General features: G+C 63.5%; 23 protein-coding genes and 1 tRNA gene. 16 read left to right on the top strand and 8 right to left on the bottom strand.

Features of this window, described 5'->3' with window-relative positions:
- Window positions 1-26 precede the first annotated feature (26 nt).
- Window positions 27-230: a NepR family anti-sigma factor gene (locus tag ACTJKM_RS01865; protein WP_113477629.1), complete on the top strand. Its 204-nt coding sequence runs from the start codon at window positions 27-29 to the stop codon at window positions 228-230.
- Window positions 231-290: 60 nt separating this feature from the next.
- Here the strand turns inward: ACTJKM_RS01865 and ACTJKM_RS01860 are convergent, their stop codons facing one another.
- Complete coding sequence (locus ACTJKM_RS01860; RefSeq protein WP_034800856.1) at window positions 291-539, bottom strand: glycine zipper domain-containing protein; 249 nt, start codon at window positions 537-539, stop codon at window positions 291-293.
- Between the two features lie 461 nt (window positions 540-1,000).
- Here ACTJKM_RS01860 and ACTJKM_RS01855 point away from each other — a divergent pair, with 461 nt between their 5' ends.
- Both ACTJKM_RS01855 and ACTJKM_RS01850 read left to right on the top strand, forming a co-directional pair.
- Window positions 1,001-1,324 (top strand): hypothetical protein, encoded by a 324-nt coding sequence (locus ACTJKM_RS01855; protein ID WP_057250943.1) that lies wholly within the window; start codon window positions 1,001-1,003, stop codon window positions 1,322-1,324.
- Window positions 1,325-1,372: 48 nt separating this feature from the next.
- On the top strand, window positions 1,373-1,570 hold the full coding sequence (locus ACTJKM_RS01850; RefSeq protein WP_057250941.1) for a CsbD family protein: 198 nt from the start codon (window positions 1,373-1,375) through the stop codon (window positions 1,568-1,570).
- 130 nt (window positions 1,571-1,700) lie between these two features.
- On the opposite strand, the gene ACTJKM_RS01845 is transcribed toward ACTJKM_RS01850, so the two are convergent.
- On the bottom strand, window positions 1,701-1,898 hold the full coding sequence (locus ACTJKM_RS01845) for a hypothetical protein (RefSeq protein WP_057250939.1): 198 nt from the start codon (window positions 1,896-1,898) through the stop codon (window positions 1,701-1,703).
- A 226-nt stretch (window positions 1,899-2,124) separates the two neighbouring features.
- Between ACTJKM_RS01845 and ACTJKM_RS01840 the strand changes: the two genes are divergently transcribed.
- The gene (locus ACTJKM_RS01840; RefSeq protein WP_065372751.1) at window positions 2,125-2,289 is read left to right on the top strand and encodes a DUF1328 domain-containing protein; all 165 of its coding nucleotides are present in this window, start codon (window positions 2,125-2,127) and stop codon (window positions 2,287-2,289) included.
- A 291-nt stretch (window positions 2,290-2,580) separates the two neighbouring features.
- A complete protein-coding gene (locus ACTJKM_RS01835) occupies window positions 2,581-3,834 on the top strand; it encodes an NAD(P)/FAD-dependent oxidoreductase (RefSeq protein WP_058320466.1) in 1,254 nt (417 codons plus the stop codon).
- Between the two features lie 145 nt (window positions 3,835-3,979).
- On the opposite strand, the gene ACTJKM_RS01830 is transcribed toward ACTJKM_RS01835, so the two are convergent.
- On the bottom strand, window positions 3,980-4,732 hold the full coding sequence (locus ACTJKM_RS01830) for an SDR family NAD(P)-dependent oxidoreductase (RefSeq protein ID WP_058320465.1): 753 nt from the start codon (window positions 4,730-4,732) through the stop codon (window positions 3,980-3,982).
- A 92-nt stretch (window positions 4,733-4,824) separates the two neighbouring features.
- On the opposite strand from ACTJKM_RS01830, the gene ACTJKM_RS01825 reads away from it, so the two are divergent.
- On the top strand, window positions 4,825-5,445 hold the full coding sequence (locus ACTJKM_RS01825; RefSeq protein WP_058320464.1) for a TetR/AcrR family transcriptional regulator: 621 nt from the start codon (window positions 4,825-4,827) through the stop codon (window positions 5,443-5,445).
- Between the two features lie 77 nt (window positions 5,446-5,522).
- On the opposite strand, the gene ACTJKM_RS01820 is transcribed toward ACTJKM_RS01825, so the two are convergent.
- Window positions 5,523-5,993, bottom strand: coding sequence for a hypothetical protein (locus ACTJKM_RS01820; RefSeq protein ID WP_057251687.1), 471 nt, complete (start codon window positions 5,991-5,993; stop codon window positions 5,523-5,525).
- 254 nt (window positions 5,994-6,247) lie between these two features.
- Here ACTJKM_RS01820 and ACTJKM_RS01815 point away from each other — a divergent pair, with 254 nt between their 5' ends.
- Window positions 6,248-7,387 carry a fumarylacetoacetate hydrolase family protein gene (locus tag ACTJKM_RS01815; RefSeq protein ID WP_058325424.1) on the top strand — a complete coding sequence of 380 codons (1,140 nt, stop codon included), beginning with the start codon at window positions 6,248-6,250 and terminating at the stop codon, window positions 7,385-7,387.
- 46 nt (window positions 7,388-7,433) lie between these two features.
- Here the strand turns inward: ACTJKM_RS01815 and ACTJKM_RS01810 are convergent, their stop codons facing one another.
- Window positions 7,434-7,682, bottom strand: coding sequence for a hypothetical protein (locus ACTJKM_RS01810; RefSeq protein WP_058320461.1), 249 nt, complete (start codon window positions 7,680-7,682; stop codon window positions 7,434-7,436).
- Between the two features lie 209 nt (window positions 7,683-7,891).
- On the opposite strand from ACTJKM_RS01810, the gene ggt reads away from it, so the two are divergent.
- Window positions 7,892-9,496 (top strand): gamma-glutamyltransferase, encoded by a 1,605-nt coding sequence (gene ggt, locus ACTJKM_RS01805; RefSeq protein ID WP_440659889.1) that lies wholly within the window; start codon window positions 7,892-7,894, stop codon window positions 9,494-9,496.
- Window positions 9,497-9,599: 103 nt separating this feature from the next.
- Here ggt and ACTJKM_RS01800 read toward each other — a convergent pair.
- Window positions 9,600-9,673 (bottom strand) — tRNA-Gln (locus ACTJKM_RS01800).
- Window positions 9,674-10,045: 372 nt separating this feature from the next.
- On the opposite strand from ACTJKM_RS01800, the gene ACTJKM_RS01795 reads away from it, so the two are divergent.
- Genes ACTJKM_RS01795 through ACTJKM_RS01785 form a run of 3 tightly spaced genes read left to right on the top strand, consistent with a single transcriptional unit; the run spans window position 10,046 to window position 12,745 of the window.
- Window positions 10,046-11,629 carry a Ppx/GppA phosphatase family protein gene (locus tag ACTJKM_RS01795; protein WP_110878010.1) on the top strand — a complete coding sequence of 528 codons (1,584 nt, stop codon included), beginning with the start codon at window positions 10,046-10,048 and terminating at the stop codon, window positions 11,627-11,629.
- The gene (locus tag ACTJKM_RS01790) at window positions 11,626-12,363 is read left to right on the top strand and encodes an RlmE family RNA methyltransferase (protein WP_058325426.1); all 738 of its coding nucleotides are present in this window, start codon (window positions 11,626-11,628) and stop codon (window positions 12,361-12,363) included. Before ACTJKM_RS01795 ends, ACTJKM_RS01790 begins: the two co-directional genes overlap by 4 nt.
- A 1-nt stretch (window position 12,364) precedes the next feature.
- Window positions 12,365-12,745, top strand: coding sequence for a VOC family protein (locus tag ACTJKM_RS01785; protein WP_093231994.1), 381 nt, complete (start codon window positions 12,365-12,367; stop codon window positions 12,743-12,745).
- Between the two features lie 61 nt (window positions 12,746-12,806).
- Here ACTJKM_RS01785 and ACTJKM_RS01780 read toward each other — a convergent pair whose 3' ends face one another.
- Complete coding sequence (locus ACTJKM_RS01780; protein WP_440659888.1) at window positions 12,807-14,216, bottom strand: DHA2 family efflux MFS transporter permease subunit; 1,410 nt, start codon at window positions 14,214-14,216, stop codon at window positions 12,807-12,809.
- Window positions 14,217-14,524: 308 nt separating this feature from the next.
- Here ACTJKM_RS01780 and ACTJKM_RS01775 point away from each other — a divergent pair, with 308 nt between their 5' ends.
- From ACTJKM_RS01775 to ACTJKM_RS01755, 5 genes are all read left to right on the top strand, one after another.
- Window positions 14,525-15,391, top strand: coding sequence for an MBL fold metallo-hydrolase (locus tag ACTJKM_RS01775; RefSeq protein ID WP_440659887.1), 867 nt, complete (start codon window positions 14,525-14,527; stop codon window positions 15,389-15,391).
- 215 nt (window positions 15,392-15,606) lie between these two features.
- Window positions 15,607-17,109: an IMP dehydrogenase gene (gene guaB / locus ACTJKM_RS01770; RefSeq protein WP_057250925.1), complete on the top strand. Its 1,503-nt coding sequence runs from the start codon at window positions 15,607-15,609 to the stop codon at window positions 17,107-17,109.
- A gap of 98 nt (window positions 17,110-17,207) precedes the next feature.
- On the top strand, window positions 17,208-17,624 hold the full coding sequence (locus ACTJKM_RS01765) for an MAPEG family protein (protein ID WP_057250923.1): 417 nt from the start codon (window positions 17,208-17,210) through the stop codon (window positions 17,622-17,624).
- 147 nt (window positions 17,625-17,771) lie between these two features.
- On the top strand, window positions 17,772-18,800 hold the full coding sequence (gene adhP / locus ACTJKM_RS01760) for an alcohol dehydrogenase AdhP (protein ID WP_058320456.1): 1,029 nt from the start codon (window positions 17,772-17,774) through the stop codon (window positions 18,798-18,800).
- Window positions 18,801-18,922: 122 nt separating this feature from the next.
- Window positions 18,923-19,798, top strand: coding sequence for a dienelactone hydrolase family protein (locus ACTJKM_RS01755; protein ID WP_058325429.1), 876 nt, complete (start codon window positions 18,923-18,925; stop codon window positions 19,796-19,798).
- Between the two features lie 12 nt (window positions 19,799-19,810).
- Here the strand turns inward: ACTJKM_RS01755 and ACTJKM_RS01750 are convergent, their stop codons facing one another.
- The gene (locus ACTJKM_RS01750; RefSeq protein ID WP_057250919.1) at window positions 19,811-20,722 is read right to left on the bottom strand and encodes a hydrogen peroxide-inducible genes activator; all 912 of its coding nucleotides are present in this window, start codon (window positions 20,720-20,722) and stop codon (window positions 19,811-19,813) included.
- Between the last annotated feature and the right edge of the window lie 162 nt (window positions 20,723-20,884).

The raw sequence follows: 20,884 nt of genomic DNA, 5'->3' as shown, positions 1-20,884 counted from the left end.
GCCGCAAGCGGCGGTAGATGCGGAACATGGACGACGGGACCGAAAGTGGGGAAGGGCAGGGCGGAGGACCGGGTGTGGCCGCGGAAAATTCGGATGCCCACGGGCTGATCGGCGCCAGATTGAAGGCGCTCTATCAAGCGCTGGAACAGGAGCCGGTTCCTGAGCTCTTCGTCGATCTGCTTGAAAAGCTGGAGAAAGCGGAAGCGGCGGCGGCTGAGCGCGGGCCTTGAGCCTAACCCGCCTTAACGGAAGAAACGGGCCAAGGCCCGTTTCTCCATTGTTCGTGCCGATCAGCAGGCGGCCTCATAGCGGCGGCCGTAGCGGTCGCGATAGATGCAGCGGCCCGGTTCGTTGGCATTCCCGATGAGTGCACCGGCAACGCCGCCGATCGCTGCGCCCACGGCAGCACCTCTGACATTGCCCGTTGCTGCGCCGCCGACAATGGCGCCACCGGTTGCGCCGATTGCCGCACCCTTTTCTGTTTGCGTGCAGGCGGCCAGCGGGAGAATGAGGCTTGCTACGATCAGTATCTTCTTCATGACGCGTTCCTATCCGGTTGCTCTGTTGAACATAGAATCGGTTACTTGAATTTGATTTGTCGGGACTGATGACGAACAGAATGACGACAATGAGGCATCTGTCGCACCCGGTGCCGCGTCATTGGCCAGCTTTGACTTGCTCGCAATGGGCGAGCTACGTGTGGTGTGTCCTTGCCTCCCAGCATCTCCTCCATCGCTCGGCCGCAGTCGCAGCACTTGTTATCGTTGCGAAAACGACGACTGCTGCGTTTTGTTCCATAGCCGCCGGTCCGGCATAGCATCTCTCGCCGGCAGCGACGGCTGCCGGAACGGCGTCCATGCGCATCTGAAGCGCGAGGCATGGGCGCGGCGAACGCGCTACGTGGGCAAAGGTTCCAACAAAAATTAGATCTCGTCCGGTGGAACAGGAGGGCAGTCGTCCCCGTTTGCCGTTCTCAAGTTTGACGTTGGGGAGCATGCCCATGGAACACATAGCTGCCATCATGGTCCTGGTCGGCTGCATGCAGGCCACGGACGCCTGCCGCGAGGTGCCGGCGCCGACCGAGGCGTTCGAAACCGTAGACGAATGCCGCGAACTGCTTTCGCCGGCGATCAAGGCGACCGCCGGGGCCTTCAAGCACGCCTATGGTGCCTGCGCCGAGGTTGACCCGGCTCTGCTTGTCGAGGACGCGACCATCGAATGGCACGTCACTCCTGCGGGCCGCTTGCAGGTCAAGGTGCAGGTCGATGATGGCAGTTACACGGTTGCCGCGCGCCACGACAGCCATGCGAAGACCCGCAACTGAGTTCACGGGCCGCGCGTGTGGCGGCCCATCAAACCGAAAGGCAAAGCAATGAATTGGGATATCGTCGAAGGCAAATGGCATGAACTGAAAGGCAAGGTGCAGGCGCAATGGGGCAAGCTCACCAACGACGATCTCGACGTCATCGATGGTCGTCGGCAGGAGCTTGCGGGGCGTATTCAGGCCCGCTACGGGGTCGCACGCGACGAGGCGGAGCGTCAGATCGACGAGTGGATGTCACGGCGCTAGGAAAAGGGTCGACACAAGCTCGGCAACCAGAGGCGCGTAAAGTTGCAAACAGAAGAAGACAGGCGATGACATAAGAAAAACCGCCCGGCCCTGGCCGCGGCGGCTTTTCAATTGTCTTGCGGAAGCTTGGTTATTTCTTCTGTGCCATCCGTTCGCGCCGGCGAAGTTCTTCGAGAAGATGTTCGAGTTTCGCACTCTGATCTTCGCTGCTATTGACGTAAAGATCGCGCATCGTCTTACCGATGTGAAGATTGCCAGCCTGGAGATCTTTTCTCTCCCGACCCGCTGCAACCGCCGTTTTCCAGATATGTGCTATCGGCATCTTCATTTCGACCCTGCATATTCCATGGAGGAGGAACGTCAGAGTATCTCGAATGTTCCGGGCATTTCCGGTACAAACCGTCTCGATTTGGGACTCTTTTGTCTATCATGGCAAATGAATGGTTAATGTCCGTGGGAATGAAGATTTTCTCAGAGCGCATTTCATAAGATATTTGGAACAAAGTGATAGTTGTGGCGTTTGCTTTGCAGTAATCCTGGCAAGGAGAATTGCTATGTTATACTATGCGCTTGTCTTCCTCGTTGTGGCAATCATAGCGGGTGTACTTGGTTTCGGTGGCGTTGCGGGTACCTCGGCGGGTATCGCGCAGGTCCTTTTCTTCCTCTTCCTCGTCTTCCTGGTGATTTCGCTGGTCGCGGGCCTGGTGCGTCGAGGCTGACGGGAGCGGTCGCAAACGCAAGGTAGTTGGACATGGGCGGCGGCAACGTCGCCCTTCTTGCATCCGCAGGTCCGCTCCGTCGGCTCGCCTTGCTTGCCCTTGCAGGCCCGCTTGGCTATTGATGCCGATACCGCCGCTTTTGCCTTGAGGATACCGAAGATCATGAAATCGCTGGAACTGCTCGTCGAGCAGATCATCCTCTCCAGCCGCTCGCTGAAGAAGAAATGACGTTGGCGCCGTGGCTCGAGCAAAGCCGCGGCTTGTCTTGATCGGAAAACGGGGCAGCTGCAAATGAAGACTGACGTAGTGGTTCTTGGCGCCGGCATCGTCGGTATCTCCACCGCCATCCATCTGGCGCGGCGCGGCAAGTCGGTGGTGCTTCTCGACCGTCGCGGCGCCGGCGAGGAAACCTCCTACGGCAATGCGGGGCTGATCCAGCGCGAGGGTGTGTTTCCCTATGGCTTCCCGCATGATTTCGGCGCGCTCTTCCGTTACGCGCTGAACAACACGATCGACGCGTCCTATCATTTCCGGGCCTTGCCGGGGCTGGTGCCGTTCCTGGCGCGGTACTGGTGGCATTCGGGCTTTACCCAGCACCAACGCATCGCCCATCTCTATGCGCCGCTGATCGAGCATTCGATCAGCGAACACCAGGACCTGATCGCGGCGTCAGGCGCGGGCGAACTCATCCGTAAAGACGGCTGGATGAAGGTTTTCCGCACCGAGAAGCAGCGCGATTCGGCCTACAAGGAGGCGGAGAAGCTTTCGGCTGGCTTCGGCGTCAATCACCAGAAACTGTCTTCAAGCGAACTGAAGACGATCGAACCGTCCATCAAGGCTGATCTCGTCGGCGGTCTGCGCTGGAGCGATCCCTGGTCGATCCGCGACCCGCACAGTCTCAACAAGGCTTATCTCGCCTATTTCCAATCGCTGGGCGGGCGCCTCGTTTCCGGCGACGCAGCCACGACTGAACATATCCTCGAAGGTCCCGGTTGGCGCGTCGCGACACCGGAGGGCCCGCTCGAGACCCGCGAAGTCGTCGTGGCGCTCGGTCCTTGGGCCGACACGGTCACTCGCAAGCTCGGCTACCATATCCCGCTCGCGGTCAAGCGCGGCTACCACATGCACTATGGCATGCAGGAGGGCGCGCAGCTCAACAACTGGGTGCTTGATGCCGAGAAAGGCTATTTCCTGGCGCCGATGCTGCGCGGCATCCGTCTGACGACCGGCGCCGAATTCGCCTGGCGCGATGCGCCGAAGACGCCGGTACAATTGACCCGCGCCGAACGGGTGGCGCGCGAATTCTTCCCGCTTGCCGAACGCCGCGACGAAGAGCCGTGGATGGGCGCGCGCCCCTGCACGCCGGATATGATGCCTGTCATCGGCAAGGCGCCGCGCCACGAGGGCCTGTGGTTTGCCTTCGGCCATGCGCATCACGGCATGACGCTCGGGCCAGTCACCGGACGGGCACTGGCGGAAGCGATGACCGGAGAAAAGACGGTCATCGATATCGCGCCATACCGCCCGGAGCGTTTCCTCGTCTAAAGCAAGTCCAGGAAAAGTGCGAAGCGGTTTTCTCCCGGAATTGCACCATTTCAAGGAGAATAAGCCACGTGCGGGAGGCTGCCTGGCAATGTTTGAACAAGGCCGGAGTAATGCTTCCGGCCTTGTTTGCTTTTGACAAGCCGGTCTAGGCGTTGGTGCCGCCGTCGATGGTGAATTCGGCGCCGGTGACGCCGCGGCTATCGGGGCCCGCAAGCCAGGTGACGAGACCCGCCACGTCTGTGGCGTCGTTGAAGCGGGGAATGGCCATCAGCCCGCGCTGCGGACCGGCGTGCTCACCATCGGCGGGGTTCATGTCGGTATCGGTCGAACCGGGATGGACGATGTTGACGGTAATGCCCCTCGGCCCGAGGTCCCGCGCCACCGCCTTGGTAAAGCCGACGAGCGCGGATTTGCTCAGCACATAGAGGCTCATCCCCGGCCACGGAACGCGGGCGGCAAGGTTGCTGCCGATCGAGATGACGCGTCCGCCCTCGGGCATGTGCGCCGCTGCAGCACGCGTTGCAAGGAACACCGCCTTCACATTGACGTCGATCGTCCGGTCGAAATCCTCGGCAGTCACCTCCGTCACTGTTCCGGCATCGAACACGCCGGCATTGTTGACGAGGATGTCGATGCGGCCGTGCTTCTCGGCAACCGCGCCGACAGCAGCCTCGACCGCGCCCGGATCGCGGTTGTCCGCCAGAATCGCCAGCGCCCTGCCGCCGCCCTTGGTGATCTCCGCCACCAGTGCCTCAGCCTTTGCCTTGGACTGGCTGTAGGTCACCGCGACGGTTGCGCCTTCATCCGCCAGACGTTTTGCGATCGCCGCGCCGATGCCGCGACTGCCGCCCGTCACCAGAGCCACCTTGTTTTTTAAGCTCGTCACTGGTCTCTCCATATATGTAGTGATCGATACATATATGGAGAGACGACTTGCCAGTCGCTGTCAAGCGATTTATGTATTGATCGATACAGAAAGGAGCCGTTCCGATGTCGAGCCGTGGCCGTCCACGCAATTTTTCCCGAGAGGAGGCGCTCGCGAGCGCCATGCGGCTCTTCTGGGACAAGGGCTACGACAACACGTCGCTAACCGATCTGACCCAGGCGATGGGGCTGAAACCGCCGAGCCTCTACGCCGCCTTCGGCAGCAAGGCACAGCTCTTCATCGAGGCCGTCGATCTCTATGGCCGGACGGACGGCGCCGGCATCTGGGATGAGCTGGAAACGGCCCCAACGGCCAAGGCGGCGGTCCATGACCTCTTGAGACGGACCGCTGACAATTTCACCCGCGGCGCGGAGCCGCGCGGCTGCATGGTCGTGCTTTCGGCGCCGCAGATGGCGGGCGGGGATGCGGAGGTCTGTGAGGCGTTGAAGGCGCGCCGGCTTGAGAAGCAGGTCGCACTGGAGCGGCGGCTTGAGCGCGGCGTTGCGGACGGCGATCTGCCTGAGGGCACGCCGTGCGCGGCAATCGCGGCCTATGTCGCCTCGCTCCAGCATGGAATGTCGATCGAAGCCCGCGACGGGGCAACACGGGAAACCTTGCTGGCGATCGCCGACTGCGCCGCCGCCGGCTGGGACGCCATGGTCGCGGCATCGATCAAGCCGAACTGAGCGGCCGAACTGAGCGCTTGTCTTAAAGCGTCAATGGCCGGAGGGAGAGCCCTCCAGCCAAGGCCGTCGGTCAGCCGTTACTGTGCCGGCTGGGTCATGCCGGGAGTTGTGCCCGGCGTCGAGTTCGGGGTCGAACCCTGCGTTTCGGGCGTCGGGGTGCCTTGCTGCGGCGTCGCTTCGGGCGCCGGCTGGGTCGTCGTTTCACCAGAGGGCGCCGTGCTGCTATCGGCCGGCGGAGTAACCCGACCCGTCGTGCCTGGTGTCGCGGTACCCGGTGCCGTCGTGTCCGGAGTTGCCTGACCCGTTGCCGGCTGGTCCGTAGTCGGCGGCGGTGCCGCGGTATCGGCGGTATCCCGGCTCAGTTCAGCCGGCAGCCAGGCGATCAGCGCCAACACCAGACCGGCGAGCAGGATGATGACGATCGGCCAGTTGCTGCGCCCCGACCGGGCCGGAGGCACATCGCTCATCTGCGCTTGCGTCTGCGGCAGAGGCTGCCCTGTCACCGGATCGATCACCGGCTTTTCCTTGAACTCTTCGTGCTGGTTCATTGCGTTCATCCTTTTCTTGGCGTCCTCCTGGCCTCAGGCGACTGCTCCTGAACCTTCCGGGCAGCCGTAGGCAGCGGATTTCGCGCCGTCGCGAAGCGACAAGGGCGCCCGGAGGGCGCGTGGCATAACCGTAAACGCGTGAAAATATGCAATGTTCCGGACGCTACAACCCAAGGGACGCTTGCGCGCTGCCGTCGGCTTTACATCTCCCTTCTCGGCTGCAAGAAATAGAGTGCGCACGGAGGATGGGCGGCATGACCGATACAGCGTTTGGCAAGGGCACTTTTGTCGGCCGCGTCTGGCGTCCCGATCTCGGCGGGCCGTCGCTTGTCACGATCCGCGACGGCGCTCTGTTCGACATCACCTCGAAGGCAACGCCGACGATGCGCGACCTGCTTGAGCTCCCGGATCCGGTCGCGCATGTGCGCTCCGTAGCCGGCGAGCGGCTTGCCTCGCTTGAAGAGTGTCTCGCGCGGAAAGCGGATGCATCGACCCTCCATCTCATCGCGCCCTCGGACCTGCAGGCAGTGAAGGCCTGTGGCGTCACCTTCGCGCGCTCGATGATCGAGCGCGTCATCGAGGAGAGGGCGGCGGGCGATGCGTCCCGCGCCGAAGCGATCCGCAGCCGCGTCACCGCCGTCATCGGTGACAGCCTGCGCAACCTGAAGCCCGGCTCGGCGGAAGCAGCCCGCGTCAAGGCAGCGCTCCAGGAGGAGGGCGTCTGGTCGCAATATCTGGAAGTGGGCATCGGCCCGGATGCCGAAGTCTTCACCAAGGCCCAGGTGCTCTCGGCGGTCGGCCCTGGTGCCGCTGTCGGTCTGCACCCTGCCTCGCGCTGGAACAATCCGGAGCCGGAGATCGTGCTCGCGGTCTGCTCCAGAGGCCAGGTCAAGGGCGCAACACTCGGCAACGACGTCAACCTGCGCGACATTGAGGGCCGCTCCGCGCTGCTTCTCGGCAAGGCTAAGGACAACAATGCCTCCTGCGCCATCGGCCCCTTCATTCGCCTGTTCGACGAAACCTACACGATCGACGATGTCCGCAAGGCCGAGCTCACCCTGCTTGTCGAAGGGGAGGACGGCTACCGGCTCACCGGCCGAAGCTCGATGGCGGAGATCAGCCGCGATCCGCTCGATCTCGTCGCCCAGACCATCGGTCCGCACCACCAATATCCCGATGGCGTCATGCTGTTCATGGGCACGCTCTTTGCCCCTGTCGAAGACCGCGACGAACCCGGCCAGGGTTTTACCCACAAGCTTGGCGACGTGGTGACGATTGCCAATGCCGAACTCGGCCGGCTGACCAACACCGTCAGGCTTTCGACGGAATGCGCGCCCTGGAATTTCGGTGCTGCGGCGCTGATGCGCAACCTCGCAGGACGCGGCCTGCTTTAGCGCGATCGGCCGCTTCCTTTGCCCGACCTATTCCGGTCGCGGGTAGCTACGTCATTTTCCGCATGACCCAGAGCGCCCGGCCGGGGTGGGCGATGTCGGGCACGACTTGAAGCCGCGCATCGTCCTTCAGCCGTTCCGCCTCCGCGGCGTCGAGAAACAGGACCTGCCGATCGGTTTCGTTCGCGTTCGGCGTAATCCACCAGCGCCGATTCTCGCAACAAAGACCGGCTTCCGGATTTTCCTGGATATACTCGATCGCATATTCGGCGTCCGTCTTTCTGCCAGCATCGAACATGGGCCGTCCTCCGCCTGTGATCGCTTGCAAGTGGCCATTATGCGCCTGCTGCGTAGCTTTGGGCAGCCCGGACGTGTTCTCCCGCCAATCGCCTCTGCAGCATGCGCCGCACCAGTCCCCCGGCGCGTCAACATCGGCCTTTTCATCCGCCCGGCAGGCGCATAGGCTCGCGAGCCTGAGTTGTCCTTGTTCCCGGGAGTTCCCGTTCCATGCGTGACCTGCACTTGCCTGGCCGCTCCGTCGTCATGGGCCGGCATGGCGCCGCCGCCACCTCGCACGCCCTTGCCACGCTCGCCGCCATCGAGATTCTGCGTCGCGGCGGCAATGCCGCCGACGCCGCGATTGCCGCCTGCGCCGTGCAATGCGTGGTGGAGCCGGGCTCGACCGGCATCGGCGGCGACAATTTCGTTCTCTTCGCCCCCGCCGGCACCAATCTCGCCGAAGGCGGTCGGGTCTATGGCCTCAACGGTTCGGGTCGCGCGCCCGAGGGCCTCACCGCCGAACACCTGCTGAAACAGGGACTGAACGAGATCCCGCTCACCTCGGTGCACGCCGTCACCATCCCCGGCGCGGTCGATGCTTGGAGCAAGCTGAACCGGCGTTTCGGTTCCATGCCGCTCGGTGAACTGCTGCAGCCCGCCATCCGCCACGCGGAGGAGGGATTTGCGGTCACCGAAAGGGTCGCCGTCGATTGGAAACGCAACGAAGACAAGCTGAAGGCGGACCCCAACAGCGCCCGCATGTGGTTGAAGGACGGTCGCGCCCTGCGGACCGGTGAGGTCTTCCGCCAGTCCGAGCACGCGAAAGTCCTGCGGGAGATCGCCGCCAAGGGCCGCGATGGTTTCTATTCAGGCTGGGTCGCCGAGGACATGGTGGGCTACCTGCGCAGCCTCGGCGGCATGCACGCGCTCGACGATTTCGCCACGCAGGAGGCCTTCTGGGTCGATCCGATTTCTACGACCTATCGCGGCATAGAACTTCTGGAAATCCCGCCAAGCGGAGTCGGCATTACCACCTTGCTGATACTCAATATCCTGAGCGGCTTCGATCTGAAGAAATACGATCCGGTCGGCGTCGAGCGTTTCCATATCGAAGCCGAGGCGACGAGGCTGGCCTTCCAGGCGCGTGACAGGTATGTCGCCGACCCCGACTTTGCCGATGTGCCGGTGCAAAAGCTGCTTTCAGCCGCCTTTGCCGACGATTTGCGCGGCCGCATCGACCTGAAGAAGGCCATGCCGGCGGTTGGTCCAGCCGGTGCCACCACCTATCGCGACACCGTCTACATCGGCGTCGTCGACGAAAAGGGCAACGCCTGTTCCTTCATCAATTCGCTGTTCTGGCCTTACGGCACCGGCCTCAGCAGCCCGAAGACCGGTGTTCTGCTGCAGAACCGCGGCGTCGGCTTTCGCGTCGATCCCGCCCACCCCAATTGCGTGGGGCCGCGCAAACGCCCGCTGCACACCATCATTCCGGCCATGGCGATGAAGGAGGGCAAGCCGTGGCTCTCCTTCGGGGTGATGGGTGGCGGCTTCCAACCGGTTGGGCAGAGCCACGTGCTGACCAACATCGTCGATTTCGGCATGAACGTGCAGGAGGCGATCGACTGCGCCCGCGGTTTCCACCAGATGGGCCGCTTCGAGGCTGAACGCGGCATCCGCGAGGACGTGCTGAAAGGGCTCGCCGCATTCGGCCACGAGATCAAGATGGCCGAGATGCCGCACGGCGGCGGCCAGGCGATTATGATCGATTCGGTCAACGGTGTGCTGCAGGCGGGCTCGGACCCGCGCAAGGACGGCTGCGCCCTGGCTTTCTAGGCTTGGCGGACTGCCATCGGGCAGATTACGCGCGGCAAGACGCGCGTTAGCGGCGGCCAACGGGCCGTTCTGTTACATATTCGGATGTATTGCAGGAAGAGTTTGGCTGGGGAACCTGGATTCGAACCAGGACTAACGGAGTCAGAGTCCGCTGGTCTACCGTTAACCTATTCCCCAAGGTCGCTGTCGGGCGCTGCCCGTCGCGTCGGTGTGGCGGGCTTATAAACAAAAGCGCGGCCAATGCAAATACCTTTTGGCAAAAAAATGCGATCTCGATGTGGCGGCGGGATTTTTGCACCGATTTGCCGGTACCGACGGTACGTCGTGGTGCCGCCCATTTGCGGCCGGGCGGCGGCGCTGGACACGATTGCGAGGGGGTGCAGATCGCCATCGCCGTCCGCAGTGTTGACCGTATCCGGCCTTACCCCTTGGCAGCACAGTCAAAAACAGTTTGGCGAATGGGGCTGGCGCTGGTACAGTCGCGCCAACGAAAATCGAGAGAGCGCCTTGAGCGGCCCCTGGGCTTGCGCGGCGCCATGGTTGAGACAAGTGAAAGACCCCGATCACGGCGAAAAGCCGTCCGAATCCGGGGCGTCGGCAGCAGGCCGCAGTGATGGATCGAAGCTCGGTCCGCGCAACGGCAAGGGCAAGCGGAAACGACGCAAGTCGTCTGCTTCGCCGTCTGCAATTGCCAGCCAGCCCGGCACTGCCGGCATGGCACGGCGTCCCGCAGGAGAGAACGAGGCGGAACCGGCGCGCAAGCGCAAACGGCGTCGTCGTTCGAAATCCGCAAAACAACAGGCCGCAGTCGCGTCCGCGCCGCAGGGCGGCAGCGCACAACTCGTTGAGTCGTCGCTCGGCGAGCGCAAGGGCCACAAGCGCAGCAAGAAGGCGCGGCATCGCCGTGGGCTCCAGGGTCGTCCACTCACAAGCGGCGAGCGCCAGCCAGCCCAGCAAAGAGCTGCCGATGGCGGCAATGCGCGATCGGGGCCCTCCGCTTCCAACGGGCAGACGGCGTCACAGCAGCGGCCCGGCCAGCGCGCCGATCAACCGCGCGCGCCCTATGTTGCCGCCAGCGAACCGCCGGCGCCGCTCTATGCCGCGCTCGACCTCGGCACCAACAATTGCCGCCTGCTGATTGCGCAGCCGACTCGCCCCGGCCAGTTCCGGGTGGTTGATGCCTTTTCGCGCATCGTTCGCCTGGGCGAGGGGCTCGGTGCCAGCGGCCGGTTGTCGGACGAGGCGATGGAGCGCGCGGTCGAAGCGTTGAAGGTCTGCGCCTCGAAGCTCGGCGCCCGCACGATTCGCCGCAGCCGCCTGATCGCGACGGAGGCCGCGCGCGCCGCCGAAAACGGCGAAAGCTTCCTTGAGCGTGTGGCGCGGGAGACCGGCCTTGATCTCGAAATCATCAACCGCGAGACCGAAGCACGGCTTGCCGTCTCCGGCTGCTCGTCGCTCGTCGATCGCGAGACCCGTTCGGTCGTGCTCTTCGATATCGGCGGCGGCTCGTCCGAGATCGCCGTCATCCGCATCGGCGATTCCAGGTCGAACCGGCTTGCCAATCACATCACCCACTGGACCTCGCTGCCGGTTGGCGTCGTCACGCTCTCGGAGCGCCATGGCGGGCAGCACGTGACGCCGGCAAGCTTCGAGGCGATGGTGCAGGAGGTCGAAGGCATGCTCGCTCGCTTCGACAGCCCACCGGTCGAGGCGCTGGCAAACGGCGCCTCCGGCAGCGGCTTCCACCTGATCGGCACATCCGGCACGGTCACGACACTTGCCGGCGTGCATCTCGACCTGCCGCGTTATGATCGCCGCCGCGTCGATGGGTTGTGGCTCACCGACGACGAAGTTTCGGCCATGCAGGCGCGCCTGCTCTCCTGGGATTTCAATGCGCGCGCCGCCAATCCCTGTATCGGTCCGGATCGTGCCGACCTGGTGCTGGCCGGCTGTGCGATCCTCGAGGCGATCCGCCGCCGCTGGCCGTCGACGCGCATGCGTGTCGCCGATCGCGGCCTGCGCGAAGGGCTGCTCACCGATATGATGGCGGATGATGGAGCCTGGCGCCGCTCGCGGCCGCGCCGTCACCAGCGCGGCGCCAACGCCGGCAGCCAGGAAGGAAACAAGGCATGACGAAACCCCCTGTTGGCGGCAACCGCAGCGGCCGCAAGCTTGGCCAGAAGGTCAAGAAGGGCAAGCTCAAGGCATCCTCCCGCCGCTGGCTGGAGCGCCACATCAACGATCCCTATGTGCAGCGCGCCCAGCTCGAGGGCTATCGCGCCCGTGCGGCGTTCAAGCTTTTGGAGATCGACGAGAAGCACAAGATCCTGACCGGCGCCCGCCGCATCATCGACCTCGGTGCCGCCCCCGGAAGCTGGACGCAGATCGCCGCCAAGGTCACCAATTCGACCGACGCCGATCCGCGCGTCGCGGCGATCGATTTCCTCGAAGTGGACCCGATCCCGGGCGTGCGTATCCTGCAGATGGATTTCCTCGATCCCGAAGCGCCGGGGAAGCTCATGGAAGCGATCGGCGGTACGCCGGATCTCGTGATTTCGGACATGGCGGCACCGACGACCGGACACCGCCAGACCGACCACCTGCGCACCATGCATCTCTGCGAAGTCGCGGCCTATTTCGCCGTCGACGTGCTTGCCGAAGGTGGGCATTTCCTGGCGAAGACCTTCCAGGGCGGCACGGAGCGCGAACTGCTCAATATGCTCAAGCAGAATTTCCGCCAGGTCATCCATGTGAAGCCGGCATCGTCGCGGTCCGAATCGGTCGAAATGTTCCTGCTCGCCAAGGGCTTCAAGGGGCGCCAGAAGGCCGGAAACGAAACGGAAACCGAAGACGAGGCGGCGGAATAGCATGCTGCTCTACGTGACCGTCGGCACAAACGATCTGGAACGCGCCGGCGCGTTCTATGACGCGGTGTTGCCGGCGCTCGGCTATCACCGCCAACGGCAGGACGAGACCGAGATCGGTTACGGTGCTGCGGGCGACCGCATCCGCTTCTGGGTGGTGACGCCCTTCAATCGCGCGCCCGCCACCTATGGCAACGGCGTGAGCATCGCGCTTGACGCCAAGACGCGCTCAGCCGTCGATGCCTTCCACGCGGCAGCCCTTGCCAATGGTGGTATCGATGAGGGCGCACCGGGGCTTCGCCCGTTCCACGCGAACTTCTACGGCACCTGGGTTCGCGATCTCGACGGCAACAAGCTCGCCGCCGTGTGCGAGCGCCCTGAATAGCTCTCGCTGTTGGCGCCGTCCTTTCGGACGGAAAATCGCCGCGCGTTTCCCTGAAATATCCTTACTTCCCCGCGGCCGACTCGACTTCGCGCACCGGTAGCCGGTGCCCGGAAACCGAGGCGCCGGCGTTCTTTGCCATGGTCAGGAACGGGATCGCCGCGATCAGGTTGGCGCCGGCGATGATCATGAAGGCGGTGTGGAAATCGTCGAGTTGCAGCGGGCCGCCGCTGAGCTTGGTCTCGATCTCCAGGATCGCGCCGGCAACGGCAACGCCGAGCGCCAGGCTGATCTGCTGCAGCACCGCGCTCATCGAGGTCGCTTTGCTGGCGTCCGCATCGTCGATATCGGCGAAGGAAAGCGCGTTGACGCTGGTAAAGAAGAAGGAACGGGCGAAGCCTGCAATCAGCAGGATGGTGATCATCACCAGGTAGGGCGTCGCCGGCGTGAAGAAGCCATTGGCGAAGGTGGTGATCGCAGCGAGGATTGCGGCGAGGATCAGTGTCGTACGGAAGCCGGCGAAGGCGAGCACGCGCCGCGCGTAGAACTTGGTAGTGATGGCTCCGACCGCGCCGATGAAGGTGATCATGCCGGACTGGAACGGGTTGAGCCCGAAGCCCACCTGCAGCATCAAGGGCATCAGGAAAGGCACCGCGCCGACCGAGATGCGAAAGATCGTGCCGCCGATCGAGGCGGCGCGAAAGGCGCTGTCCTTGAAGAGGTTGAGGTCGAGAACCGGTGCCGGATGGCGGCGGGCATGGCGGATATAGAGCAGGGTCGCGACCACGCCAATAACCACCGAAGCGATACCGACGATGGGCGGTAGGGCCGGCAGGCTGATCACCGACAGGCCGAAGACGATGCCGGAGGCGGCGATGCCGCCGAGCAGGAAACCGAGAGCGTCGACCGGTGGAGGATCGCGCGGCTCCATTTTGGGCAGATAGATGCCGGAAAGGATGTAGCCGGCGATGCCGACAGGCACGTTGATCAGGAAGATCCAGTGCCAGGAGAAATAGGTGGTGATGAAGCCGCCGAGCGGCGGTCCGGCGAGCGGCCCGACAAGCGCTGGAATTGTCAGAAGCGCCATGGCCGAGACGAGTTCGCTGCGCGGCGTGCCGCGCACCAGCACCAGGCGGGCGACCGGCGTCATCATCGCTCCGCCCATGCCCTGCAGAAAGCGCGAGAAGACGAAGGCGACAAGGCTGTTGGAGATGGCGCAGAAAATGGAACCGGCGATGAAGACGAGGATCGCCGCGCGGAAAATCTTCTTGGCGCCGAAGCGGTCCGCCATCCAGCCGCTCAAGGGAATGAAGATCGCAAGCGACACCATATAGGCGGTCAGCGCCAGCTTGAGCGTGATCGGCCCGACGCCGATGTCGCGGGCGATTGCCGGCAGCGACGTGGAAATTACGGTCGAATCCATCTGCTCCATGAAAAGAGCGACGGCAAGGATCATCGGGACGATACGGTTCATGGAATGTGCTTCGAAGACGGCCAGCGATAGTGAGAAGCTAATGCCGGTGATGGCTTTTGTCGGGGCGAAACCGGTGATTGCGGATCAAAAGCCTGTGATCCCGGCTGGCCTTTGCTGTCAAGACGCTACTTCTGGCCCAGTTGTCCATGGGGCAACCGGATTCAACAGGGCAACGAAGTGGGATGGACCATGAGTGAGATGTCGATGAAGCGCCGGACCTTGATGGGGCGGGCACGTCTGGGGTGCTCGCGGCGCCGTCGCTGCTGACAGGTGCTGCGGTGGCTGAGGAAAAGGCGGAAAACACGGACATGAAAAGCGCTCCTCCGATCCGATCTCTCAAGCTCGGAGCCTTCAAGGTCATCGTGGTCAATGACGGCACACGCGTCACCGAGAAACCGCATGAGATCTATGGCACCAACCAGTCGCAGCAGGCGGTGGCGGAACTGCTGCAACAGAACTTTCTGCCGACCGAAGCGTTGGTCAACAGTTTCTCGCCGGTTCTCGTCGATACCGGAACGGATGTCGTGCTCTTCGATACCGGCATGGGCGAGGGCGGCCGCGAGGCCGGTATGGGCCGCCTTGCCGAAGGCATCCGCGCCGCCGGCTATGCGCCGGAGCAGGTCTCGGTCGTGGTGGTGACCCATATGCACGGCGATCACATCGGCGGCCTCATGGAGGCCGGCAAGCCGGCATTCGCCAATGCCCGCTACGTGATGGGTGAAACCGAATATGCCTTCTGGAAGGACCCGGCACGAGCAGGCACGCCGGCGGAAAACGGGCACAAGGCGGTGCTGGAGAAGATAGTGCCGCTGGCGGAGAAGACGACTTTCATCGGCGACGGCGCCGAGGTCGTGCCCGGTATCTCGGCCGTCGCCGCCTTCGGTCATTCGCCGGGTCACATGGTGTTCCGCCTCGATTCCGACGGCAAGGGCATGATGCTGACGGCCGATACCGCCAACCACTATGTGCTGTCGCTGCAGCGCCCCGATTGGGAAGTGCGCTTCGACATGGACAAGACGAAGGCGGCCGAAACGCGCCGCAGGGTTTTCGACATGATCGCCAGCGAGCGGCTGCCCTTCATCGGCTACCACATGCCGTTCCCGGCCGTCGGCTTCGTCGAGAAGCAGGGCGAAGGCTACCGCTTCGTTCCCGTCAGCTATCAGCTCGATATCTGATCGGTATCGAGCCGGGTGAGGGGCTGCATCTCGCGAAATTGCTGCTCTGCAACAAATATCGGCCGAAGGCGGGACATTTCCAGGCTTTGGCTATTTTCATCCTGACATATCCGTGTTACGAGCCCTCGCCAACTTCCAAGACACGCTTTGAAGTCGCCCGGTGGACAAATCGCAGCCCGTCCCCGGGGGTTTTCGTTTATTGAAGGGAATTGGCCATGGCGCGCATCATCGAAACGGCAACTGGTCTGGAGGCTTTGACCTTCGACGACGTCCTGCTCCTGCCCGGACATTCCGAAGTCATGCCGGGTCAGACCAATATCGCAACAACCATTGCGCAGGACATTGACCTCAACCTGCCGATCCTGTCTTCGGCGATGGACACGGTGACCGAAGGGCGCCTCGCGATCGCCATGGCACAGGCCGGCGGCATCGGCGTCATCCACCGCAACCTGACGCCGGCCGAGCAGGCCGAAGAGGTTCGTCAGGTCAAGAAGTTCGAAAGCGGCATGGTCGTCAATCCGGTGACCATCGGCCCCGACGCCAAGCTCGCCGATGCGCTGGGCCTCATGAAGCAGCACGGCATTTCCGGCATCCCGGTCGTCGAGAACGGTGGCGCCGGTGGCCAGAAACAGGGTCGTCTCGTCGGCATCCTCACCAACCGTGACGTCCGCTTCGCTTCCGATCCGAACCAGAAGATCCATGAGCTGATGACCCATGAGAACCTGGTCACGGTCAAGGAAAGCGTCGACCAGCAGGAAGCCAAGCGCCTCCTGCACGCGCACCGCATCGAGAAGCTTTTGGTCGTCGACGCCGACGGTCGCTGCGTCGGTCTCATAACCGTCAAGGACATCGAGAAGGCGCAGCTCAACCCGAACGCCTCGAAGGATGCACAAGGGCGCCTTCGTGCCGCCGCCGCCATCTCCGTCGGTGACGATGGTTTTGAGCGTGCGGAGCGTCTGATCGATGCCGGCGTCGACCTGATCGTCGTCGACACCGCCCACGGCCACTCGCAGCGCGTGCTCGACGCCGTCGCCCGCGTCAAGAAGCTCTCCAACTCCGTTCGCATCATGGCGGGCAACGTCGCCACTGCCGCCGGCACCAAGGCGCTGATCGATGCCGGTGCGGATGCGGTCAAGGTCGGCATCGGCCCGGGCTCGATCTGCACCACCCGCATCGTCGCCGGTGTCGGCGTTCCGCAGCTGGCCGCGATCATGAGCGCCGTCGAAGCTGCCCAGGCGGCCGGCATTCCCGTCATCGCCGACGGCGGCATCAAGTTCTCCGGCGACCTTGCCAAGGCGATCGCTGCCGGCGCTTCGGCCGTCATGATCGGGTCGCTTCTTGCCGGTACCGACGAGAGCCCGGGCGAAGTGTTCCTCTACCAGGGCCGCTCCTTCAAGGCCTATCGCGGCATGGGTTCCGTCGGCGCCATGGCCCGCGGCTCGGCGGACCGCTACTTCCAGGCGGAAGTACGCGACACGCTGAAGCTGGTTCCGGAAGGCATCGAAGGCCAGGTTCCCTACAAGGGGCCGGTTGCAGGCGTGCTCCACCAGCTCGCCGGCGGCCTCAAGGCGTCCATGGGCTATGTCGGTGGCCCGACCATCAAGGAATACCAGGAGCGCGCGCAGTTCGTACGTATCTCCGGCGCCGGCCTTCGCGAAAGCCACGCCCATGACGTGACGATCACCCGCGAAAGCCCGAACTATCCGGGCGCGCACTGATCGCGATTGCATTCGAAGGGCGCCGCGTTATCTCGCGGCGCCCTTCGCCTTTTCAGATTAAGTGTTTTTCAGAATAAGCTTTTTTCAGGGAGCAGCGCATGACGGGTTTCGAGATCTTCTGGCCGATCGTGGTCCATGTTTTTCTCGTCTTCTGCCTCTACGCTCTCCTATCCTTCCGCCGGATGAGGCTGGTGCGCGCCGGTAAGGTGCATGCGGCCCAGTTTCGGGAGAACCGTGACGAGCCGGGCGAAAGCCTGGTGGTGAAGAACAGCATCGCCAACCAGTTCGAGCTGCCCGTTCTCTTCTACGTCTGCTGCGTGCTGCTCTACATCACCGAGGCCGACAACATCGTCTCCCTCGCGCTTGCCTGGCTTTTCGTCGTCCTGCGCTACGTGCACGCCTTCGTACATGTCACGAACAACCGCATCCGCTATCGTCGCCCGCTGTTCATGGGGGGCGTCGCGACGCTTTTTGCCATGTGGGTGTGGCTTGCCGTCTGGATGGCGATGAGCTGATCCCGGTTCGCACCCCAAGCGAATTGGCGCAAATCTGAGACAGTCTGCGCGAACGATCCTCGCACCTTGATGCGTATCAAGTAGCCGATGCCGCCTTTGCGGGTAGTCTTTCCGACGTTGGACGACAACGCATCGGAGGAGGACGAGATGACCGCAACGATGAAAGCCGCCGTGGTACGCGAATTCGGCAAGCCGCTGGTAATCGAGGATGTGCCGATACCGGAGCCCGGCCCCGGCCAGGTGCTGATCAAATACGAGGCGACCGGCGTCTGCCATACGGACCTGCACGCCGCAAACGGCGATTGGCCGGTAAAGCCGAAGCCGCCGTTTATCCCCGGACACGAAGGCGTCGGCTATGTCGCCAAGCTTGGCAGCGGCGTCACACACCTGAAGGAGGGCGACCGCGTCGGCGTGCCGTGGCTGCACACGGCGTGCGGCGGATGCACGCCCTGCCGCACCGGCTGGGAAACGCTCTGCGGCAGCCAGCAGAACACCGGCTACTCCGTCAACGGCACCTTTGCCCAGTACGGCCTTGCCGATCCGGATTTTGTCGGGCGTCTGCCGGCAAAGCTGGAATTCGGACCGGCCGCACCGATCCTCTGCGCCGGCGTCACCGTCTATAAGGGCCTAAAGGAAACCGAGGTGCGTCCTGGCGAATGGGCGCTGATTTCCGGCATCGGCGGGCTCGGCCACATGGCGGTGCAATATGCCAAGGCAATGGGCATGCATGTCGCCGCCGTCGATATCTTCCCGGACAAGTTGGCGCTTGCGCGAAAACTCGGTGCCGACCTCGTCGTCGACGCGCGTGACAAGGACGCGGTCGAGCAGGTGCAGAAGGCGACCGGCGGCGTGCATGGCGCACTGGTGACGGCCGTGGCACCCAAGGCGATGGAGCAGGCGTTCAACATGCTGCGCTCCAAGGGGACCATGGCGCTCGTCGGCCTACCGCCCGGCCAGATGTGCCTGCCGATCTTCGATACGGTGCTGAAGCGCATCACCATCCGCGGCTCGATCGTCGGCACGCGCCAGGATCTCGAGGAGTCGCTGGAGTTTGCCGGCGAAGGCAAGGTCGCCTCGCACTTCACCTGGGACAAGATCGAGAACATCAATGCGATCTTCAAGCGTATGGAGGAAGGCAAGATCGACGGCCGGATCGTGCTCGATCTCAACGGCTGATCGGCCAAAAACGAAACACGCAGAAGTAACGCAAGTTTGTATGTTCGCGACCGCCCGCCGACTTATTCTGTCGCGGGCGGTTCTGTCTGCCGCCGCGGGACAACGAACCGAAGGAGGCTGACATGCAGGAACCGACAATCACGCAGGCGATGATCGATGCCTATGACGAATACACGCATCTGACCCTCGATCGCCGTCGCTTCATGGAAAAGCTCACCGGACTGGCCGGTTCCGCGGCTGCGGCCGCGGCGATCGCGCCACTGCTTGCTGCCAACGGCGCCAAGGCGGAAATCGTTGCGGCGGCCGATACCCGTATCACCGGCGAGGATATCTCTTACCCCGGGGCTGGCGGCGACATGAAGGGGTACCTCGTTCGCCCAGCGGAGGTGAGCGGAAAACTGCCGGCGGTGATCGTCATTCACGAGAACCGCGGGCTCAATCCGCATATCCGCGACGTTGCTCGACGGATGGCGGTCGAAGGCTTCCTGGCGCTTGCACCGGACTTCCTGTCGCCGTCGGGTGGAACGCCGACGGACGAGGACAAGGCACGCGAGATGATCGGCGCGCTGGATGCGGCAGCAACGACGGCGAATGCAGTTGCGACCGTGGCCTTCCTGGAAGGGCACCAGCAATCGACGGGGAAGGTTGGTGCCATCGGCTTCTGCTGGGGAGGTGGCCTCGTCAACCGGCTTGCTGTCGGCTCGCCCGATCTCAGGGCCGGCGTCGCCTATTACGGCGCGCAGCCCAAGGCGGAGGATGTGCCGAAGATCAAAGCCGCCCTGCTGCTGCACTATGCCGGGCTCGACGAACGCATCAATGCCGGCATCGACGCCTATCAAAAGGCGCTGAAAGACGACGGCAAGGACGCGACGATCTATGTCTATGACGGCGTCAACCATGCCTTCAACAACGACACCTCGGCCGCGCGCTATGACAAGGCTGCCGCCGATCTCGCCTGGGGCCGGACGGTGGAATTCCTGAAGGCCAAGCTCGCCTGAGCGCGTCTTAACTCAGGCGGCCGCCGCCCGGATAATATCGTCGGCGCAGTCGCTGATTGCCGTTGCGAGCGCTTCCATGTCGCGCTCGCGCGGACTGCTGCGCCGCCAGACGAGGCCGATCTCGCGGGCCGGCTCGGGTGCGGCGAAGGGCACGATGCGGATCGAATTGCGTGCGGCCTCGGTCGCAATGGCGATTTCAGGGATCAGCGTCATGCCCATGCCATTGGCAACCATCTGCAGGAGCGTCGTCATCGAGGTCGCGCCGAACGAGACAAGGCGGCGCTTGCCGGCGGTGCTGCAGACGGCGAGCGCCTGGTCGCGCAGGCAATGGCCTTCTTCGAGCAGGAGCAACTGTTCGACATCCACCTGATCTTCGGTCAGCGGCGACATCAGGATGTTTCGCTCGTCGTCCGCCATCGCCATGTAGAAGCGGTCGGAAAAGAGCGGTTTCGTCGACAGCCCGTCGGTTTCGATCGGCAGGGCCGCGACGACGGCGTCGAGCAGACCCTCGCCGAGATCGGCGACCAGCCTCGATGTCACCGATTCCTTCAACTCGATCTCGATCGCCGGATAGACGCGGCGCAGATGCGGCACCAGCCGCGGCACGAGATAGGGCGCAAGCGTCGGGATGACGCCGATGCGGATCCGCCCTTCGAGCGTGCCGGAGCTGGCGCGTGCGCTCTGTTCCAGCATGTCCACGTCGGCGAGGATGGTGCGGGTGCGGGCCAGCACCTCTTCACCCTTGCGAGTGAGGAAAACGCCGCTGCGGCTGCGCTCCACCAGCTTCACCCCCAGGTGGTTTTCCATTTCCATGATCTGGGCGGAGAGCGCCGGCTGGCTGACATGGACCAGTTCGGCGGCCTTGCCGAAGTGGCGAGCGGAGGCAAGAGCCTCGAAATAGCGCATCTGTCGAAGTGTAAGCATGATAAGAAAATCCTATCAATTTTTAATTTTTATGCAATTGGAGATTATCGAAGCCCTGTGGGAAAACCGTCTGGCCAAGGCGTCCGGGCTTTGAGCGCCGCGCGAATTGCGGCTGGCAGCCCCTCAGGCTGCTGTCGGGCAGATCTTGTCCGATCTCCCGGG

This window comes from Ensifer sp. 22460, assembly GCF_052044935.1.
GTDB lineage: Bacteria > Pseudomonadota > Alphaproteobacteria > Rhizobiales > Rhizobiaceae > Ensifer.
This window is presented reverse-complemented; position numbering and strand designations above follow the sequence as displayed.

What these genes read in the sequence shown, in the direction of transcription:
- ACTJKM_RS01860 (WP_034800856.1), bottom strand. Translation starts at nt 539, where the DNA reads ATGAAGAAGATACTGATCGTAGCAAGCCTCATTCTCCCGCTGGCCGCC.
- adhP (WP_058320456.1), top strand. Translation starts at nt 17,772, where the DNA reads ATGACCGCAACGATGAAAGCCGCCGTGGTACGCGAATTCGGCAAGCCG.
- ACTJKM_RS01765 (WP_057250923.1), top strand. Translation starts at nt 17,208, where the DNA reads ATGACGGGTTTCGAGATCTTCTGGCCGATCGTGGTCCATGTTTTTCTC.
- ACTJKM_RS01790 (WP_058325426.1), top strand. Translation starts at nt 11,626, where the DNA reads ATGACGAAACCCCCTGTTGGCGGCAACCGCAGCGGCCGCAAGCTTGGC.
- ACTJKM_RS01835 (WP_058320466.1), top strand. Translation starts at nt 2,581, where the DNA reads ATGAAGACTGACGTAGTGGTTCTTGGCGCCGGCATCGTCGGTATCTCC.
- ACTJKM_RS01755 (WP_058325429.1), top strand. Translation starts at nt 18,923, where the DNA reads ATGCAGGAACCGACAATCACGCAGGCGATGATCGATGCCTATGACGAA.
- ACTJKM_RS01855 (WP_057250943.1), top strand. Translation starts at nt 1,001, where the DNA reads ATGGAACACATAGCTGCCATCATGGTCCTGGTCGGCTGCATGCAGGCC.
- ACTJKM_RS01840 (WP_065372751.1), top strand. Translation starts at nt 2,125, where the DNA reads ATGTTATACTATGCGCTTGTCTTCCTCGTTGTGGCAATCATAGCGGGT.
- ACTJKM_RS01830 (WP_058320465.1), bottom strand. Translation starts at nt 4,732, where the DNA reads ATGGAGAGACCAGTGACGAGCTTAAAAAACAAGGTGGCTCTGGTGACG.
- ggt (WP_440659889.1), top strand. Translation starts at nt 7,892, where the DNA reads ATGCGTGACCTGCACTTGCCTGGCCGCTCCGTCGTCATGGGCCGGCAT.
- ACTJKM_RS01850 (WP_057250941.1), top strand. Translation starts at nt 1,373, where the DNA reads ATGAATTGGGATATCGTCGAAGGCAAATGGCATGAACTGAAAGGCAAG.
- ACTJKM_RS01775 (WP_440659887.1), top strand. Translation starts at nt 14,525, where the DNA reads ATGAAAAGCGCTCCTCCGATCCGATCTCTCAAGCTCGGAGCCTTCAAG.
- guaB (WP_057250925.1), top strand. Translation starts at nt 15,607, where the DNA reads ATGGCGCGCATCATCGAAACGGCAACTGGTCTGGAGGCTTTGACCTTC.
- ACTJKM_RS01815 (WP_058325424.1), top strand. Translation starts at nt 6,248, where the DNA reads ATGACCGATACAGCGTTTGGCAAGGGCACTTTTGTCGGCCGCGTCTGG.
- ACTJKM_RS01750 (WP_057250919.1), bottom strand. Translation starts at nt 20,722, where the DNA reads ATGCTTACACTTCGACAGATGCGCTATTTCGAGGCTCTTGCCTCCGCT.
- ACTJKM_RS01825 (WP_058320464.1), top strand. Translation starts at nt 4,825, where the DNA reads ATGTCGAGCCGTGGCCGTCCACGCAATTTTTCCCGAGAGGAGGCGCTC.
- ACTJKM_RS01865 (WP_113477629.1), top strand. Translation starts at nt 27, where the DNA reads ATGGACGACGGGACCGAAAGTGGGGAAGGGCAGGGCGGAGGACCGGGT.
- ACTJKM_RS01780 (WP_440659888.1), bottom strand. Translation starts at nt 14,216, where the DNA reads ATGAACCGTATCGTCCCGATGATCCTTGCCGTCGCTCTTTTCATGGAG.
- ACTJKM_RS01810 (WP_058320461.1), bottom strand. Translation starts at nt 7,682, where the DNA reads ATGTTCGATGCTGGCAGAAAGACGGACGCCGAATATGCGATCGAGTAT.
- ACTJKM_RS01845 (WP_057250939.1), bottom strand. Translation starts at nt 1,898, where the DNA reads ATGAAGATGCCGATAGCACATATCTGGAAAACGGCGGTTGCAGCGGGT.
- ACTJKM_RS01820 (WP_057251687.1), bottom strand. Translation starts at nt 5,993, where the DNA reads ATGAACCAGCACGAAGAGTTCAAGGAAAAGCCGGTGATCGATCCGGTG.
- ACTJKM_RS01785 (WP_093231994.1), top strand. Translation starts at nt 12,365, where the DNA reads ATGCTGCTCTACGTGACCGTCGGCACAAACGATCTGGAACGCGCCGGC.